Annotated in this window: 10 protein-coding genes and 1 pseudogene; 6 read left to right on the top strand and 5 right to left on the bottom strand. The window is 70.5% G+C overall.

Features of this window, described 5'->3' with window-relative positions; genetic code table 11:
• Both K6I34_RS17580 and K6I34_RS17575 read right to left on the bottom strand, forming a co-directional pair.
• Positions 1–3,077 (bottom strand): annotated as a pseudogene (locus tag K6I34_RS17580) (Tn3 family transposase); the annotation flags it as partial.
• 118 nt (positions 3,078–3,195) lie between these two features.
• Complete coding sequence (locus K6I34_RS17575) at positions 3,196–4,290, bottom strand: glycosyltransferase (protein ID WP_229327215.1); 1,095 nt, start codon at positions 4,288–4,290, stop codon at positions 3,196–3,198.
• A 168-nt stretch (positions 4,291–4,458) separates the two neighbouring features.
• Here K6I34_RS17575 and K6I34_RS17570 point away from each other — a divergent pair, with 168 nt between their 5' ends.
• The 3 genes from K6I34_RS17570 to K6I34_RS17560 are packed head-to-tail and all read left to right on the top strand — an operon-like array spanning position 4,459 to position 6,311.
• Entirely contained in the window at positions 4,459–5,415 is a 957-nt protein-coding gene (locus K6I34_RS17570) for a helix-turn-helix transcriptional regulator (protein WP_229327214.1), read from the top strand.
• Positions 5,412–5,981 carry a peptide deformylase gene (locus tag K6I34_RS17565; RefSeq protein WP_229327213.1) on the top strand — a complete coding sequence of 190 codons (570 nt, stop codon included), beginning with the start codon at positions 5,412–5,414 and terminating at the stop codon, positions 5,979–5,981. The genes K6I34_RS17570 and K6I34_RS17565 overlap by 4 nt, the downstream gene beginning before the upstream one ends.
• Before the next feature lie 12 nt (positions 5,982–5,993).
• Positions 5,994–6,311 carry a UDP-glucose/GDP-mannose dehydrogenase family protein gene (locus tag K6I34_RS17560; protein ID WP_229327212.1) on the top strand — a complete coding sequence of 106 codons (318 nt, stop codon included), beginning with the start codon at positions 5,994–5,996 and terminating at the stop codon, positions 6,309–6,311.
• A gap of 130 nt (positions 6,312–6,441) precedes the next feature.
• On the opposite strand, the gene K6I34_RS17555 is transcribed toward K6I34_RS17560, so the two are convergent.
• Complete coding sequence (locus tag K6I34_RS17555; protein WP_229327211.1) at positions 6,442–7,197, bottom strand: GntR family transcriptional regulator; 756 nt, start codon at positions 7,195–7,197, stop codon at positions 6,442–6,444.
• A gap of 200 nt (positions 7,198–7,397) precedes the next feature.
• Here K6I34_RS17555 and K6I34_RS17550 point away from each other — a divergent pair, with 200 nt between their 5' ends.
• The 3 genes from K6I34_RS17550 to K6I34_RS17540 all read left to right on the top strand — a co-directional run bounded on the left by K6I34_RS17550 (position 7,398) and on the right by K6I34_RS17540 (position 11,426).
• Complete coding sequence (locus K6I34_RS17550) at positions 7,398–8,756, top strand: aspartate aminotransferase family protein (RefSeq protein WP_229327210.1); 1,359 nt, start codon at positions 7,398–7,400, stop codon at positions 8,754–8,756.
• Between the two features lie 11 nt (positions 8,757–8,767).
• Positions 8,768–10,012, top strand: coding sequence for a hypothetical protein (locus tag K6I34_RS17545; RefSeq protein ID WP_229327209.1), 1,245 nt, complete (start codon positions 8,768–8,770; stop codon positions 10,010–10,012).
• 91 nt (positions 10,013–10,103) lie between these two features.
• On the top strand, positions 10,104–11,426 hold the full coding sequence (locus K6I34_RS17540) for a UDP-glucose/GDP-mannose dehydrogenase family protein (protein ID WP_229327208.1): 1,323 nt from the start codon (positions 10,104–10,106) through the stop codon (positions 11,424–11,426).
• 15 nt (positions 11,427–11,441) lie between these two features.
• Here the strand turns inward: K6I34_RS17540 and K6I34_RS17535 are convergent, their stop codons facing one another.
• Both K6I34_RS17535 and K6I34_RS17530 read right to left on the bottom strand, forming a co-directional pair.
• Positions 11,442–12,806 carry a glutamine synthetase family protein gene (locus K6I34_RS17535; RefSeq protein ID WP_229327207.1) on the bottom strand — a complete coding sequence of 455 codons (1,365 nt, stop codon included), beginning with the start codon at positions 12,804–12,806 and terminating at the stop codon, positions 11,442–11,444.
• Positions 12,803–13,874 (bottom strand): IucA/IucC family siderophore biosynthesis protein (locus tag K6I34_RS17530; RefSeq protein WP_275127088.1); only part of this gene is annotated, 1,072 nt, incomplete at its 5' end. The genes K6I34_RS17530 and K6I34_RS17535, both read right to left, overlap by 4 nt.

Genomic DNA, 13,874 nt, shown 5'->3' with positions numbered 1-13,874 from the left:
GCGCAGGCCCTGGGTCGGGGTGGAGGGGGTGAAGCTGTAGCGGCCCAGGACGTTGAGGTTCTTGAACTTCAGCGGGGACAGGCGGGCGACGTCCTCATCGCTGATCTCGTGGCCCTCGGCGCGCAGCTGGGCGACCGCGGCGTCGATGTACTTCGTCGTCCACAGCACCACGGCGTTCAGCACCAGGCCCAGCGAGCCCAGCTGGTCTTCCATACCGTCCCGGTATGCCTGGTGGATGGTGCCGCGTTTGCCGTGGCAGATGTCCCGGGCGAGGGTGTGGCGGGATTCCTGGACGGACAGCTGCTTGCCCATCTGACGGCGGTAGGTGTCATCGACCGGGTCGACGACCTGGAGCAGGTGCAGGGTCTTGGCGATGCGCCCGTACTCGGCGAACGCCTGCCCCAGCGGAGTGGGCCGGCCCTCGCGGCCGAACATCCGCAGCAGGTCATAGGCGCGCACCTGGTTGGTGACCAGGGAGCCCGCGACGCGCAGCATGTCCTCCCAGTGGGTGGTCACCTTCTTCAGGTTCACCTTGTTGTTGCGCGCGAGGGCCTCCAGCGGTCCGTAGCCGCCAGTGGCGATCCCGTCCATCTCCGCCCGCCAGAACCGCTGGTCGTCCAGGTCCTTGAACCGCGGGGAGAAGTTGTAGCCCAGGATCTTGAACAGGCCGAACACCATGTCCGAGTACGAGGCGTTGTCGGTGGCGACCATCTCCGGCTTCACCCCGCCGTCCAGGTTCAGCAGAGCGTCCAGGATGTGCAGGGAGTCGCGGGGCGTGCCGGGGACCACCATCTGCCCGATCCCGAAGACCTGGTCGTTGACGGCGTTCAGCCAGGTGATGCCGCGCTTGAATCCGAAGTACTTCGGATTCGGGGCGGTGGCGATGGAGCGGACCGGGACGACGAAGCGCAGGCCGTCGACGGAGGCGAGCAGCCCGTTGCCCCAGAACTTCACGATCGGCACCTGGGACTGGGCGGCGATCAGGGCGGCGTTGGCCGCGGCGATGGTGTCGCTACGCAGGTAGTACTGGTCGACGTGGACCAGGCGCGAGCGGGTCAGCGCCTCGTGGCCGGGGTTGACCACGGGGGTCATGCCGATGTTGCACGCCTCGGACACCAGGAGCGCGACGAGGGAGGTGGTGAGGTCCTTCATGCGGGTCTTGCCGTCGCCCAGGTGCACGAAGGCGTCCAGGAACCCGGTCCAGGCGTGCACCTCGAACAGCAGGTCCGGGAGGTCGATCTTCGGGAGCATCTTCTCGACCCGCTTGCGCAGCCGGGCCAGCGACGTGGGCACCCCGAGCGCGCCGAGCGCGTCCACGTTGAGCTTGGCCCGCCCGTTCGGCAGCGTCTCGATGCTCACCTTCGCGTCCGCGCCGGCTTCTTCGAGGCGTTCGGCCATCTGCTTCCACGCCGCGTCCAGCACCCGCACCAGCTCCGCCAGATGCTCCTCGACCGGCATCTCCAGGCTCAGGCCGGCCAGCACGTCCTCGCGCACCGCCAGCCACGGCTTGCCGTCCAGCAGGCGGGCACGCGGGTTGGAGAAGCGGTGCGAGGGCGACGCGAAGATGTCGCGGCTCATCAAAGCGCGGTACAGCTGCTCCAGTACGCACACCACGTAGGCGTCGCGGTCCACCGCGCCCTGCGGCAGGTCCTTGTTCGCGTACACCGCCTTGCGCCAGTACGGCGGCACCACCTTGTCGTCGACCTCCCGCTTCAGCAGAGGCTTCTTCGCCACCTGGCGCCGGCTGAGAGCAGGCAGGCTCTTGACCGCGGCCAGGACCCGCTCCCCGGCCGGGGCCGCGCCGAGCATCTTGGTGTCGCCGAGCAGCGACAGGAACGGCTTGACGGTGTTGTAGCGGCTGGCCAGCGCCTCGCGTACCGCGATCTCCGCCGAGTCGTCGTCCTCCGGCACCAGGCTCGCCACCGTGGCGGCCGCGCTCCACAGCTGGGCCCTCGGCGCGACATCCTCCAGCACCTTCCACATCGCGGCCGCGTCCACCGCCTTGCCACTCTCCTCGATGTGCTCCAGCTCCTGCATGAACACCTTCGAGATACGGGCCATAATCCGGGACGCCTTCTCCAGCTGCGGCAGCGTGGAGAGGCGCTCCTTGTTCGTGAGCCGCTTCGCGGTACTGATCAGCCTCGTCGCCATCAGCACCGTGAACAGCTCCAGCGCGTCGTCAATGGCCTTGGCCTCCAGGTGCCGCATCACCGCGGTCAGCATCGCGGTCCGCTTCGGCTCCGGGGCCCGCTCCAGGCTCGTCGCCTTCGACCCCAGGCCGTACCGGGCCAGCGCGGCGAGCCGGTTCGGCGGGAGCTTGTCCAGCTTCACCCGCCCCAGCCGGTACACCGCGATCTCGTCCACCCGCTCCAGCGCCCGCTTCATCGCCGTGCCCGTCGTCTTCGTCGGCGGCCGCCGGAAGGTCTCCAGGTACGAGTACCGCCGGCCCTCCGGCGTCTCCAGCAACGCCACCAGGTCGGCGGGCAGCGACCGATCCACCCGCCACGCCGACCGGGCGACCGTGGTGTGCAGGCGCTTCTCCGCGATCTGGCGGACCTCGGACACCTGCCGTGCCAGCACGGACACACCCGGCAGCAGCACCCGTTTGCGGCGCAGCCAGCCCACCGCATGATCGAACAGAGCCTTCGGACCCTCCGAGTGCGCGGTCCACGCCCGCCCGTGCAAGAACGTCCTAAACTTCCGCCCCCACTCCGGATCCTCGTACTCGTGATACTCGTACGCGTCCCGGATCTCCCACGCGTGCTCGTACGCCGTCGGCTTGCGCTCGGTGTACGCCTTGACGCACGAGACGTCCTCGATACCGAGCTGCTCGGCGATGTGCTCGATCACCACCCATGGCACATCAAGCGGATCATCCGGCAGGAACCGGCCGATGTAGCGCACCGTGCACATCTGCAGCGCGAACCCGAGCCGGTTGTGATCCCCACGCCGCTTCGCGATCAGCTTGCGGTCCTCGTCATCGAGGTAGAAGAACCGCTCCAGCTCCGGCCGGGTGGCTCCTCGTTGAACTTCCCGTACGACGCGGCCTGATCGTCAGATAAGAACTCCACTGGCATGCGGCGGAGCCAACCACCCGGCCGCGACAGAGCGTGGATCTTTGGCCGAAGGTCCCCACGGAACGGATCGCCCGTGCTAAGCAATCACGACACGTTGACCATGATCAAGTGCTTAGCGTTAATGGCTGTACCGATGTTCCCCAAGCCCGAACTCGGCGTCGGTGGCCAGGCGCCGGGCGATCTGCACGGCTTCGTCGTCGGTGTCGAAGAGGAGGTCGTCGTCGATGTGTTCGGCCGGCCATCCCGTGCGCGGGGCGATGACGGGCAGGCCCATGCCCTGGCAGTCCACCACTGACATCGGCCACGGGCACCCGGGCCGGAAGGGCGCGATGCCGAAGTGGGCTCCGGCCAGCAGGTTGCGGTAGCGGACGCGGTCGCCGCGGTCGGAGGCGATCGTGACGCCGTCGAGGGCGGCGAGTTCGTCGCGGTGCTGCTCGGGGCTGGGGTCGAGGCGGAGGCGCTCGGGGCTGCGGGTGCCGAACAGGTCCATCACCGTCAGCCGCACCGGCGCCTCGGTGACCAGGTGCCGCGCGAGCTGGGTGAAGCGGGCGGTGCCGTAGTGCGCGTAGAGGCGGTGGTTGTAGATCCCGGCCGCGTGGCCGTCCGACGGCACGGTGTCGGCGGGGTCGCGGACCAGGCGTTCGTCCCTGGGCGCGGGGACGACGTGCAGCTTCTCGGCGAGGTCGACGCCCATGCGGTCGGCGGCCGCGGTGGTCCAGGAGGCGGCCGTGCTGGAGTGGACGAGGACGCGGTCGCACGCGGCGAGGCCGGCGGTGAAGGACAGCAGCACGCTCCGGCCGAGGCTGCCGTCGTCCAGGGACGGGTCGAGCGCGAGGTCGCCGTCGTCGGTGAAGGAGAAGGGCAGGTAGTGGCAGTACCCGGCGATCCGGGCGTCCGTGCCGGCTTCCAGGAGGGCGGCGCGGATCGCGGGGGCGGTCTCGATCTGGTTGGCCACCACCACCTCGGGCCGCGTCCGGCGGACGAGCGCGACGAGCTCGTCGAGGCCGGGATCGAGGCGGGCCCGGTACTTCGTGGACGGCGAGAGCGTGGGCGCGAAGCCCACCCGGGCGTCCCCGGCGGGGGCAGGGGCGGCCACGGTCACGTCCACCCCGGCGTCGGCGAGCGCGGGTGTGAGGAGGTCGGCGAAGGTGAAGCCGGAGTCGGCCGAGAGCCGTCCGGGGTTGGAGATGTTCAGCAGGTACAGCAGCCGCACGGCGGTCTCCCTCCCGCCGGGCCCGGGGTCGTCCGGGCCGGTTGAGGGAAGAAAACCAGGGCCAATGATGGTGACGGGATGGTGAGTGTCCCTCACTCACGGTTCACTCGCTCTCGTCATCAACCAGCCAGCCGGGCGGGGGCCTTGATGGAGGAACAGCACGATGCGATGACCATGGAGCAGGCGGCCGAGGCGTTTGCGGCCGAGACCGCCTACTGGCGCGAGGTACGGGGCCTGTCGAAACGGGCCCTGGCCGCGGCGATGGGCTTCGACCCGTCGTACGTCAGCCACGTGGAGTCCGGACGGCACAAGCCCACCGAGGACTTCGCCCGCCGCGCGGACGAGGCTCTGGGCGCCGGCAAGGCCGTCTGGAAACGATGGTGCGACTACGAGGCCGCCAAGGCCCGCACCGGGCGGACGGCGGTCGCCCCACCGGCACCGCGGGCTGCGGCCGAGCAGCCGTACGCGACCGGCTCGGCGCTCGTCGTCGAGCACGACGCGGCCCGGCTCGACTACGACGGGCGCCTGTACCGGCTGACGATGCGCCGACTGCTGCGGAACACCGGCACCGAGCCGGTCACCCGCTACCTCATCCGCATCAGCGTCGACCGCTACCCGGGCGAGCCGGAACGGTCCAACGCCCACTACCGCACCCACCCCCTGACCTGGGAAGAACTCGCGTTGAGTGCGACGTGCCGGGGCGAGGCGATGCGGTGGGAGGCCAAACACGACCGCGACGCTTTCAAAGAGGTGTGGCTGCTGTTCGAGAACGGCCAGGGCCGCTTCCCGCTCTACCCCGGCGAGTCGGTGTGGATCGAGTACGCGTACTCGGTGGGTGACGAGAAGTGGGGCCGGTGGTTCCAGCGGGCCGTACGGCTGCCCACCGAGCATCTGGAGGTCCAGCTCGCCTTCCCCGCCACCCTCGACCCTGTCGTCTGGGGGACGGAGACGTCGATGACCGCCGAGGCGTCCCCGCTGCGGACGGCCCCGGTCCGGCGGGACGAGAACGGGACCAGGTTGTTCTCCTGGACGACCTCCACACCGGCCCTCCACGCCCGGTACCGTCTCGAATGGCGCTTCCGCGCGAAGAGCGAACGCGATGCGACTCACGAGGAGTTCAGGTGACGACGGTGCGGCCCAGCGAGCAGATGCGTGACCTCGGCGTCGTGCAGTACGGCGCCCCCGTCCTCGCCGAGGCCGCCCGTCCCTTCCGCCTGCCGGACGAGAAGGACACCGCCGAGCAGACCGTCGAGACGCTGTTCGCCGTCATGGAGCGGATCGCGCGCGTGCATCCCTTCGCCAAGGGCATGGGCATCGCGGCCCCGCAGATCGGCATCGCCCGGGAGGCAGCCGTCGTCCGACCCGCCGACCCCGCCGCCACGGCTATCGTCCTGCTCAACCCGCGCATCACCGCCCGCTCGCAGGAAATGGACGAGCAGTACGAGGGGTGCCTGTCGTTCTTCGACGTCCGCGGCATGGTTCCTCGTCCTCTGGTGATCACGGTGGTGACCACCGAGTTGGACGGCACCGAGGTGACCACGGTGTACGAGCGCGGGCTCGCCCGGCTCATCGCCCACGAGATCGACCACCTCGACGGACTGCTCTACACCGCCCGCATGCGGCCCGGTGTCGAGCCGATCCCGGTGGAGGAGTACCGGCAGACAGGCCGCTCGTGGGCGTACGACCAATAGCCCCCCTGGTCCGTGCTGTGCCCGGCCAGGCTCGCCCATGCCCTCCAGCAGGCCGGCGGCACCGTCACCGTCCACGACCCGCAGGCCGTGGCCACCGCCATGACACGCAACCCCCAGTTCGACTACACCGACGACCTGCCCGGCTCCCTCGACGGCGCCGACCTCGTCGTCCTGGCCACCGAATGGCCGGAGTACCGGCAGGCCGGCCCCGAAGCCCTCGTGGGCCGACCCGCCACGCCCCTGCTCGTCGACTGCCGCACGGCCCTCGACCCCGAGCCCTGGCGCACGGCGGGCTGGACCGTCCACCAGCTCGGACGTCCCGGAAAGTGACCGCGCCGCCTCTCGCTACAGCCGCTCGAACCCCCGCACCCGCTCCCAGTCCGTGACCGCGCCCTCGAACGCCTCCAGTTCGGTGCGGGCCGCCTGGGCGCGGCGGCTCGCTGGCCATCGGCGCGGGTGGTCAGTCGCGGGGGCGCTGGAAGGTGTAGCAGGTGAAGCGGTCGCCGTGGGTGATGTACTCCCCGTATTCGATGACCTTGCCCTCGGCGTCGAAGAGGCTGTTGTACCCGACGAGAAGGGCGGCCGGACGCTCGGTGATCCCGAGCAGGTCCGCTTCCTCGTCGGTCGCGATCCTGGCGCCGACAAGGTCCTGGCCGTCCTGCCAGGACCATCCCGCACGCTCTTCGATCGCTGTCGGAGTTCCACCGACGATCCGCTCCGTGACCAGCAACTCTGGCACCTGATCAGCCAGCTCTGCCAGGAACCACGAGATGGACGAGGACACGGGAGCGTCGTCCTCGCCGTACGACACCCGCTGGCGGCGGATGGCGTCCTGGTTCTCGGTGATGCCGAGCGCCAGGGCCACATGCTCCGGCGCGGGGGCGATGTCCGCAGAGAGGATCTTGGCGTAGTGGCCGCGTGGATAGATACGCCCCGTGGCCTGCGCCGTTTTGAAGCGCTCGGCCGGGGAGTGATGCAGGCTCGCGCGGGCCGCGACCACGGTTCCAGAGCCCTGCTTGGAGATGACCAGCTTCTCGTGGCGCAGCTCGTTCAGGACTTTCGCGGCGGTTGCCCGTGAGATGCCCCAGTCTGCTGCGAGCTGACGTTCGGAGGGAACGGTGTCGCCTTCGGAGAGTTTGCCGCTGACGATCTGTTCACGCAGGTGAGTGAGCACCTGCATGTATGCCGGGAGTGAACGTTCGATCTCGGGAGACAACGTGACGCTCCTTCAGAAAGTGCACTGGGCCACGGGGAGCGTAGCGCAATATACGCACGCTGGCATGTGGCCTAGTGCACTTCCACCTTCTACGGTGGCTTGTGGACTAGGCCATATGTGAAAGCCGCCCCGCTCTGCTGGCGGCTTTCACCGCCACGACGCGATCGTCACATCGTCTCTCTGTCACCAGGAGGGCAGTCATGATCAAGGAAGGCGTGAGCATCTCGCCCCGTCGCGAACGGCTGCTGACATCATCCAGGCCCTTGCCGGACTTCGACGTCGTGGCTGCGAGCGGGCCCTGGCTCCACTGCGCTGACGGCCGACGGATCTTCGACGGATCGAGCGGACTCCTCTGCGTGAACGTGGGGCACGGCAGCCCCAGGGTCCGCGCCCGCGTCACGATGCAGTCCGCCCGCTTCTCGTTCGGCGGCGCCGCCGTCGTGCGGCCCCGCACCCAGTTGGAGTTGATGGACCGACTGTGCCGCGCCGTAGGACGCCCGGAGGACTCCGTCGCACTGGTCACGTGCGGAACGCTCGGCGTGGAGATCGCCATAGGCCTGGCCCGGAGCATCGCCCGCGCGGGCGGCGGAAAGAGGCGAGGGGAGATCCTGACGTCCAGCCTGAGCTACCACGGGAACTCCGCGCTCACCCTCGCGCTCGCCGGTGGCCAGGCCCGTCGGCCCCACCCGGAGGACGCGCTGGGCATCGGTCCGGCCTTCCCTGCGCCCTACCCGCCGACACACGGCCACAAAGGGCACGCGTGCGGTGCCTCGTGTGCTGACGAGATCGCGAAGGCGATCGACAGCAGGGGCGTGGAGAACGTCGCCGCCGTCCTGATCGAGCCCGTCAACGGCATCACCGGCGGCGCCTACGTGCCGCCCGACGGATACCTCCGACGCGTGTCGGCGATCTGCCGGGAGCGGGACGTCCTCGTCATCCACGACGAGGTCCTGACCGGGCTGTGGCGCACCGGCACGCCCCTGGCGAGCGACCACTGGGACGGCGCCGAGCCGGACCTGTGCGTCCTGTCCAAGGGGCTGGGCGCCGGCTACACCGGCGTCGGCGCGGTGCTGGTGTCCCCCGAGATCGCCCCGCTGCTCCGCCACGACGACGCGGGCCCCCTGCCTGCGATGGGCACCATGGCCGCCAACCCCCTCCAGGCAGCGGCCTGCCTCGGTGTCCTGGACGAGCTGGAGTCCATGGATTTCGACGCCTTCCAGGCTCGCGGAGACCGACTCGGGGCGCGCCTGCGGGTCCTGACCGACCTGTCTGTCGTGCGGGACGTCCGGGGCCTGGGCCACCTGTACGGGATGGAGCTCGCGCCCGGCCTGCTCTGGCCTCTGATGGAGGAGGCCGAAAAGCGCGGTGTCTTCTTCTACCCGTTCACCGGAGCGGGCCACCCGAGGAGCGAGGGCTTGGTCGTCGCCCCTCCGCTGACCTCGACGGACGAGGACATCGACTTCCTGGCCACGGCGCTCTCCGACGCGGTGACCGCCCTGGACCGGACCAGGCGGCCCTCGACGGGGCCTCACAGCCCTCGACGACCACGCATCATCTGAAGGAGGACATCGTGTTCCTGCCTCACCCCGTGATCGACTCCCTGACCCCCGACCAGGTCCGCGTGTGGGACGCGCACTTCTCCCCGGAGGCCGACGGGCAGCGCCGCCCAGCCGTCGAGGAGGGCATCTGGCGGCGCACACAGGACCCGGCCAACGCCGCGCAGTCCGGATGGACCGAGGACGAGTCCGGGCGCCGCCGCGTCGTGCACTACCGCCTCCACTACGGCCTCGACCGGACCCAGCCGATGGAGCGCCTGGTCCTGGAGGAGCTGTACTTGTACGTGTCGTGGCTGGCCCCGGCCGACGAGATCGCCGACCACCGGCGCGACCTGGACCAGTGGCTGACCGACGGCCGGTGGAAGCCGACCGGCGACGAGGACGGCTCCTGGCGTCGCGGCGACCTGCACGCCACTCTCGCCGAGCACACCGTCCACCCACAGGACGAGCGGGCCGACCAGGACACCCCCGAGGGGTTCACGTCGATCGACGTCACGGTCTACTCCGAGGGCTACACCCTCACCCGGGCCGCGCGGAACCTTCCCTGGGACGTGCTGGCCGGCGGGATGCGCGTCAAGGAGCAGCGCGGCGCCCCGACCTACGCCGACGACCTGTCCGGCCTGCTGGACTACCTGCCGTTCGTCGTGGAAGCCGGGTGCGGAACATCGATTGAAGCCGGAATCCCGCCGCTGCATTGGCTGCACGAGGTCTACCGGGTCACCGCCCGCGCGGGTAACGACCTCACCCAGGGCTACGCCTTCACCCTCGCCCCGGCCTCCGACATCCTGATCAAGGAGATCCTGGCGGACACGGAACGCAAGGTCGACGACATGGTGCTGATGTTCCGTACCCTGCTCCTCGCCGAGCCGACCGGCGCGCACCGGGCCCTCAAGGTGCTCCACGACGCCGGACATGTGGTCGGCCCCGTGGCCACCCACAACTTCGACCGCCTCTTCGCCCGCGCAGGGCTGGAGGAGACGTTCATGCGCCGCTACGACCAGCGCACTCCGCACATGCCGTTCCCCGGCGGCGCCGAGGCTCTGCTCGTCATCGGCCTGCACGCCGACCGACGCAAGGTCCAGACCCGCGCCCGCGAGCTCGGCCTGAAGATCTTCTACCTCGACACCGAGGGCGTCACCGAGCACGGCGTCCACAAGCCCTACCTCATCGAGGGCGCCCGGGAAGGCGACGTCGTGGTCCGCTCCGAGGCCACCCCTGCCCTGCTTCACCTGGCCGAACTCCTCGGCGTGAACGTCTGAGCGAAATCGGCCCGGCTCGGGCCCGCTCCCGCACCGCTAGCGTCTGGGGGCACACCGGACACGGTGTGCCCCCGACAGACAAGGACGTGCAATGCGTGTTTCCGTGATCGGCTGTGGCCACCTCGGCATCCCGCACGCGGCGGCGATGGCCGAACTCGGCCACGAGGTCATCGGCGTGGACGTCGACCAGGCCAAGGTCGACCGGCTCAACGCCGGCGAGTGCCCCATCTACGAGACCGGTCTCCCCGAGTTGCTCGCCCGCCACACCGCGAGCGGCCGCCTGCGCTTCACCACCGATATCCGCGAGGCAGCCGCCTTCGCCGACCTGCACTTCATCGGTGTCGGCACCCCCATCGACGCCGATGGCCGCAGTTACGACACCGGACAGGTCTACGGCGCCATCCGTCAACTCGCCCCTCACCTCGACCGGTCGTGCACGATCGTCGGGAAATCCACCGTCACGGTCGGCACGACCAGGCAGGTCACCGCCCTTGCCCAGCGACTGGCTCCCGCCGGTGCGAAGGTCGATGTCGTCTGGAACCCGGAGTTCCTTCGCGAGGGACACGCGGTGGAGGACACCCTTCGCCCGGACCGCATCATCGTCGGCCTCACCACCGCCGAGGCCGAGAAGGCGATCCGCACCGTCTACGGTCCCATCCTGGACGGCGGCGTCCCCCTGTTCGTCACCGACCCCCAGACCGCCGAACTGGCCAAGGGCGCGGCGAACACCTTCCTCGGTCTGAAGATCAGCTACATCAACGCCGTCGCCGACATGTGCGAGGCCGCCGACGGTGACATCTCCCGGATCGTCGAGATCCTGGGCATCGACCCCCGCATCGGCAGCGGTGGCATGAGGCCCGGCATCGGCTACGGCGGCGGCTGCCTCCCGAAGGACATCCGGGCCTTCACGGCCTCCGCGGCGCAGCTCGGCGCCGAGCGGGCAGCCAGCCTTCTCCGTGCCGCCGAGAAGATCAACGAGAGCCGCACCCATGTCGCCATGGGCCTCGTCACCCGCGCCCTGGGCGGCCGCCCTCTCAAGGGCGCGCGGGTCACCGTGTGGGGCGCCGCGTTCAAGCCCGGCACCAACGACGTCCGCGAATCCCCGGCCCTCGCCCTCGCCCATGCCCTCCAGCAGGCCGGCGGCACTATCACCGTCCACGACCCGCAGGCCGTGGCCACCGCCATGACACGCAACCCCCAGTTCGACTACACCGACGACCTGCCCGCCTCCCTCGACGACGCCGACCTCGTCGTCCTGGCCACCGAATGGCCGGAGTACCGGCAGGCCGGCCCCGAAGCCCTCGTGGACCGACCCGCCACGCCCCTGCTCGTCGACTGCCGCACGACCCTCGACCCCGAGCCCTGGCGCACGGCGGGCTGGACCGTACACCAGCTCGGACGTCCCGGAAAGTGACCGCGCCGCCTCTCGCTACAGCCGCTCGAACCCCCGCACCCGCTCCCAGTCCGTGACCGCGCCCTCGAACGCCTCCAGTTCGGTGCGGGCCGCCTGGGCGAGGTGGGTGACGACGTCCTCGCCGAAGGCCTTGGCCGCGACCTCGCTGTTCTCCCAGCGGTGGAGCGCCGCTGTGAGGGTGCTCGGCAGACGTGGCACGGAGGCGTCGGCGAGGGCGTTGGAGGCGTGGGGCTCCGGCAGCGGGAGTTCGTTCTCGATGCCGTACAGGCCCGCGGCCACGGCGGCGGCCATGGCGAGGTAGGGGTTGGCGTCGCCGCCGGGGACGCGGTGCTCGATGCGCAGGGAGTGGCCGGTGCCGACGACGCGGACGGGGCAGGTGCGGTTGTCGCGGCCCCAGCCGATGCCGGTCGGGGCGAAGGCGCCGGGGCGCAGGCGCTTGTAGGAGTTGATGTTGGGGGCCATGAGCAGGGTGAAGTCGGCGAGGCAGGCCAGCTGTCCGGCGATGAAGTGCCGCATGAGGTCGGACATGCCGTCCTCCGCCGCCGGGTCGGCGAGGACGGCCGTGCCGTCGGTGCCGCGCAGCGAGAGGTGGATGTGGCAGGAGTTGCCCTCGCCCTCGTCGAACTTGGGCATGAAGGTGACGGCGCGGCCTTCGGCGGCCGCGAGCTGCTTGACGCCGTTCTTGAAGAAGACGTGGTTGTCGCAGGTCCTCATCGCCTCGTCGTAGCGGAAGACGATCTCGTACTGGCCGGGGTGGACCTCGCCGCGCGCGGTCTCCATGCGCAGGCCCGCGCGGGTCATCTCGCGGCGGATGCGGCGGACGAGGGGCTCGACGCCGTCGAGGCCCTGGAGGGAGTAGTCGACGTTGTAGCGGGTGGCGGTGCGCAGGTCCTGGTAGCGGCGGTCCCAGGCGTCGGCGTAGGAGTCGTCGAAGACCAGGAACTCCAGCTCCGTCCCGGCGAAGGCCGCGAGGCCGTGGGCGGCGAGCCGGTCGAGCTGTTCGCGCAGGACGCGGCGGGGGGCGACGCGTACGGGCTGCCCGTCCGGCCAGGTGGCGTCGGCCAGGACGAAGGCCGTGCCGGGGTCCCAGCCGGGCATGCGCACGGTGTCCGGGTCGGGGCGCAGGACGAAGTCGCCGAAGCCGCTCTGCCAGGCGTCGATGGCGTAGCCGGGGCCGGTGTTCATCTCGGCGTCGGTGGCGAGGAGGTAGACGCAGGCGTTGAAGCCGTGTTCGGCGGCCTCGTCGAGGAAGTAGGGGGCGGAAAGGCGGCTGCCCTGGAGGCGTCCTTGCAGGTCGGGGACCGCGACGACGACCTCTTCGAGGCGGCCGGCGGCGGCCTCGGCGCGCAGGTGGGCGAAATCGATGCCGGTGTCGGTCACTTGGACTCCCCGGAGACGGCCGTGGCGAGCGGGTTGGCGACGCGGCCGTGGACGACGTCGAAGCCCTCGTCCTTCTCCGCGCGGTCGTGGAAGCCGCCGCCGAGCAGCTGTTCGCGGTTGAGGGCGACGCGGTCGAAGTCGGGGGCGAGCAGGCCGTAGTCGGCGAAGCGGTCGGCGAGTTCGGGGAAGCGGGTGTGGTAGCGCTCGATCTCGGCGCGGACCAGGGTCCAGAAGTCGTCCTCGGGTACGTCCAGGTGCGCGGCGACGAGCGGGGCGAAGAAGCGGAAGTGTCCCGCGAAGACGGCGCTGAGCAGGGAGTGGGCGAGCTCGTGGGCGGGCCAGCGCAGCAGGACGCGGTCGGCGCGCTCGGACAGCGACGCGTACTCGGGGCGGTCCTCGGGCAGGAGGTTGACGTCCTCGGCGAAGTCCTTCACCGCGATGCCGATCGGGGTGTCCCCCGCGTCGTAGAGGACGACGGTGTTCTCGCCGTGCGGGCAGAAGGCCGTGCCGTAGCGGTAGAGGTGGTGCAGCAGGCCCGGCAGCAGGGCGGAGAAGAAGGCGGCGAGCCACTCGCGTGCCGTCAGGCCCGAGCGCGTCACCAGTTCCGTCACCAGCGCGCGGCCGTCGGAGCCGGTCTTGAGCAGGGCGGCCATGGTGCGGGCCCGCTCGCCGTCCCCGAGGAGCGCGCCCACCGGCTCGCGCCACACGGCGCCCAGCAGTTCGTGGAAGCGGTACGGGGCGTCCTCGACCGCGTCGTACAGCGGGTGCGCGACGGACACGGCGGCGACCTCGCCGAGCGGGTGGAAGCGCAGTTCCTCGCTCAGGTAGGGGTCGGCGGCGCGGATGCCGTGCAGCCAGGCGGACACGTCCGGGGCCGCGTGCGTGGGCTCGGTCTTCAGGCCGCGCCACACCAGGGTGTTACGGATGAGCAGGGGGACCTTGACGTTGCGGCGGTGCGGGTGGTCGAGGTTGGCGAGGGTGCGGATGGACTGGAGGGGCCGGTAGCGGTCCGGGCTCTCGCCGAGCCGGACGATGCGGCCCTCGGCGAGGTACGGGGCGAAGAGGGTC

The sequence above is a fragment of the Streptomyces sp. UNOC14_S4 genome (assembly GCF_020740835.1).
Lineage (GTDB): Bacteria > Actinomycetota > Actinomycetes > Streptomycetales > Streptomycetaceae > Streptomyces.
The sequence above is the reverse complement of the archived record's forward strand: the minus strand, read 5'-3'. Positions and strand labels throughout refer to the sequence as shown.

Bases quoted from the DNA above. Each gene is read 5' to 3' on its own strand.
- K6I34_RS17540 (WP_229327208.1), top strand. From the start codon at position 10,104: ATGCGTGTTTCCGTGATCGGCTGTGGCCACCTCGGCATCCCGCACGCG.
- K6I34_RS17550 (WP_229327210.1), top strand. From the start codon at position 7,398: ATGATCAAGGAAGGCGTGAGCATCTCGCCCCGTCGCGAACGGCTGCTG.
- K6I34_RS17570 (WP_229327214.1), top strand. From the start codon at position 4,459: ATGACCATGGAGCAGGCGGCCGAGGCGTTTGCGGCCGAGACCGCCTAC.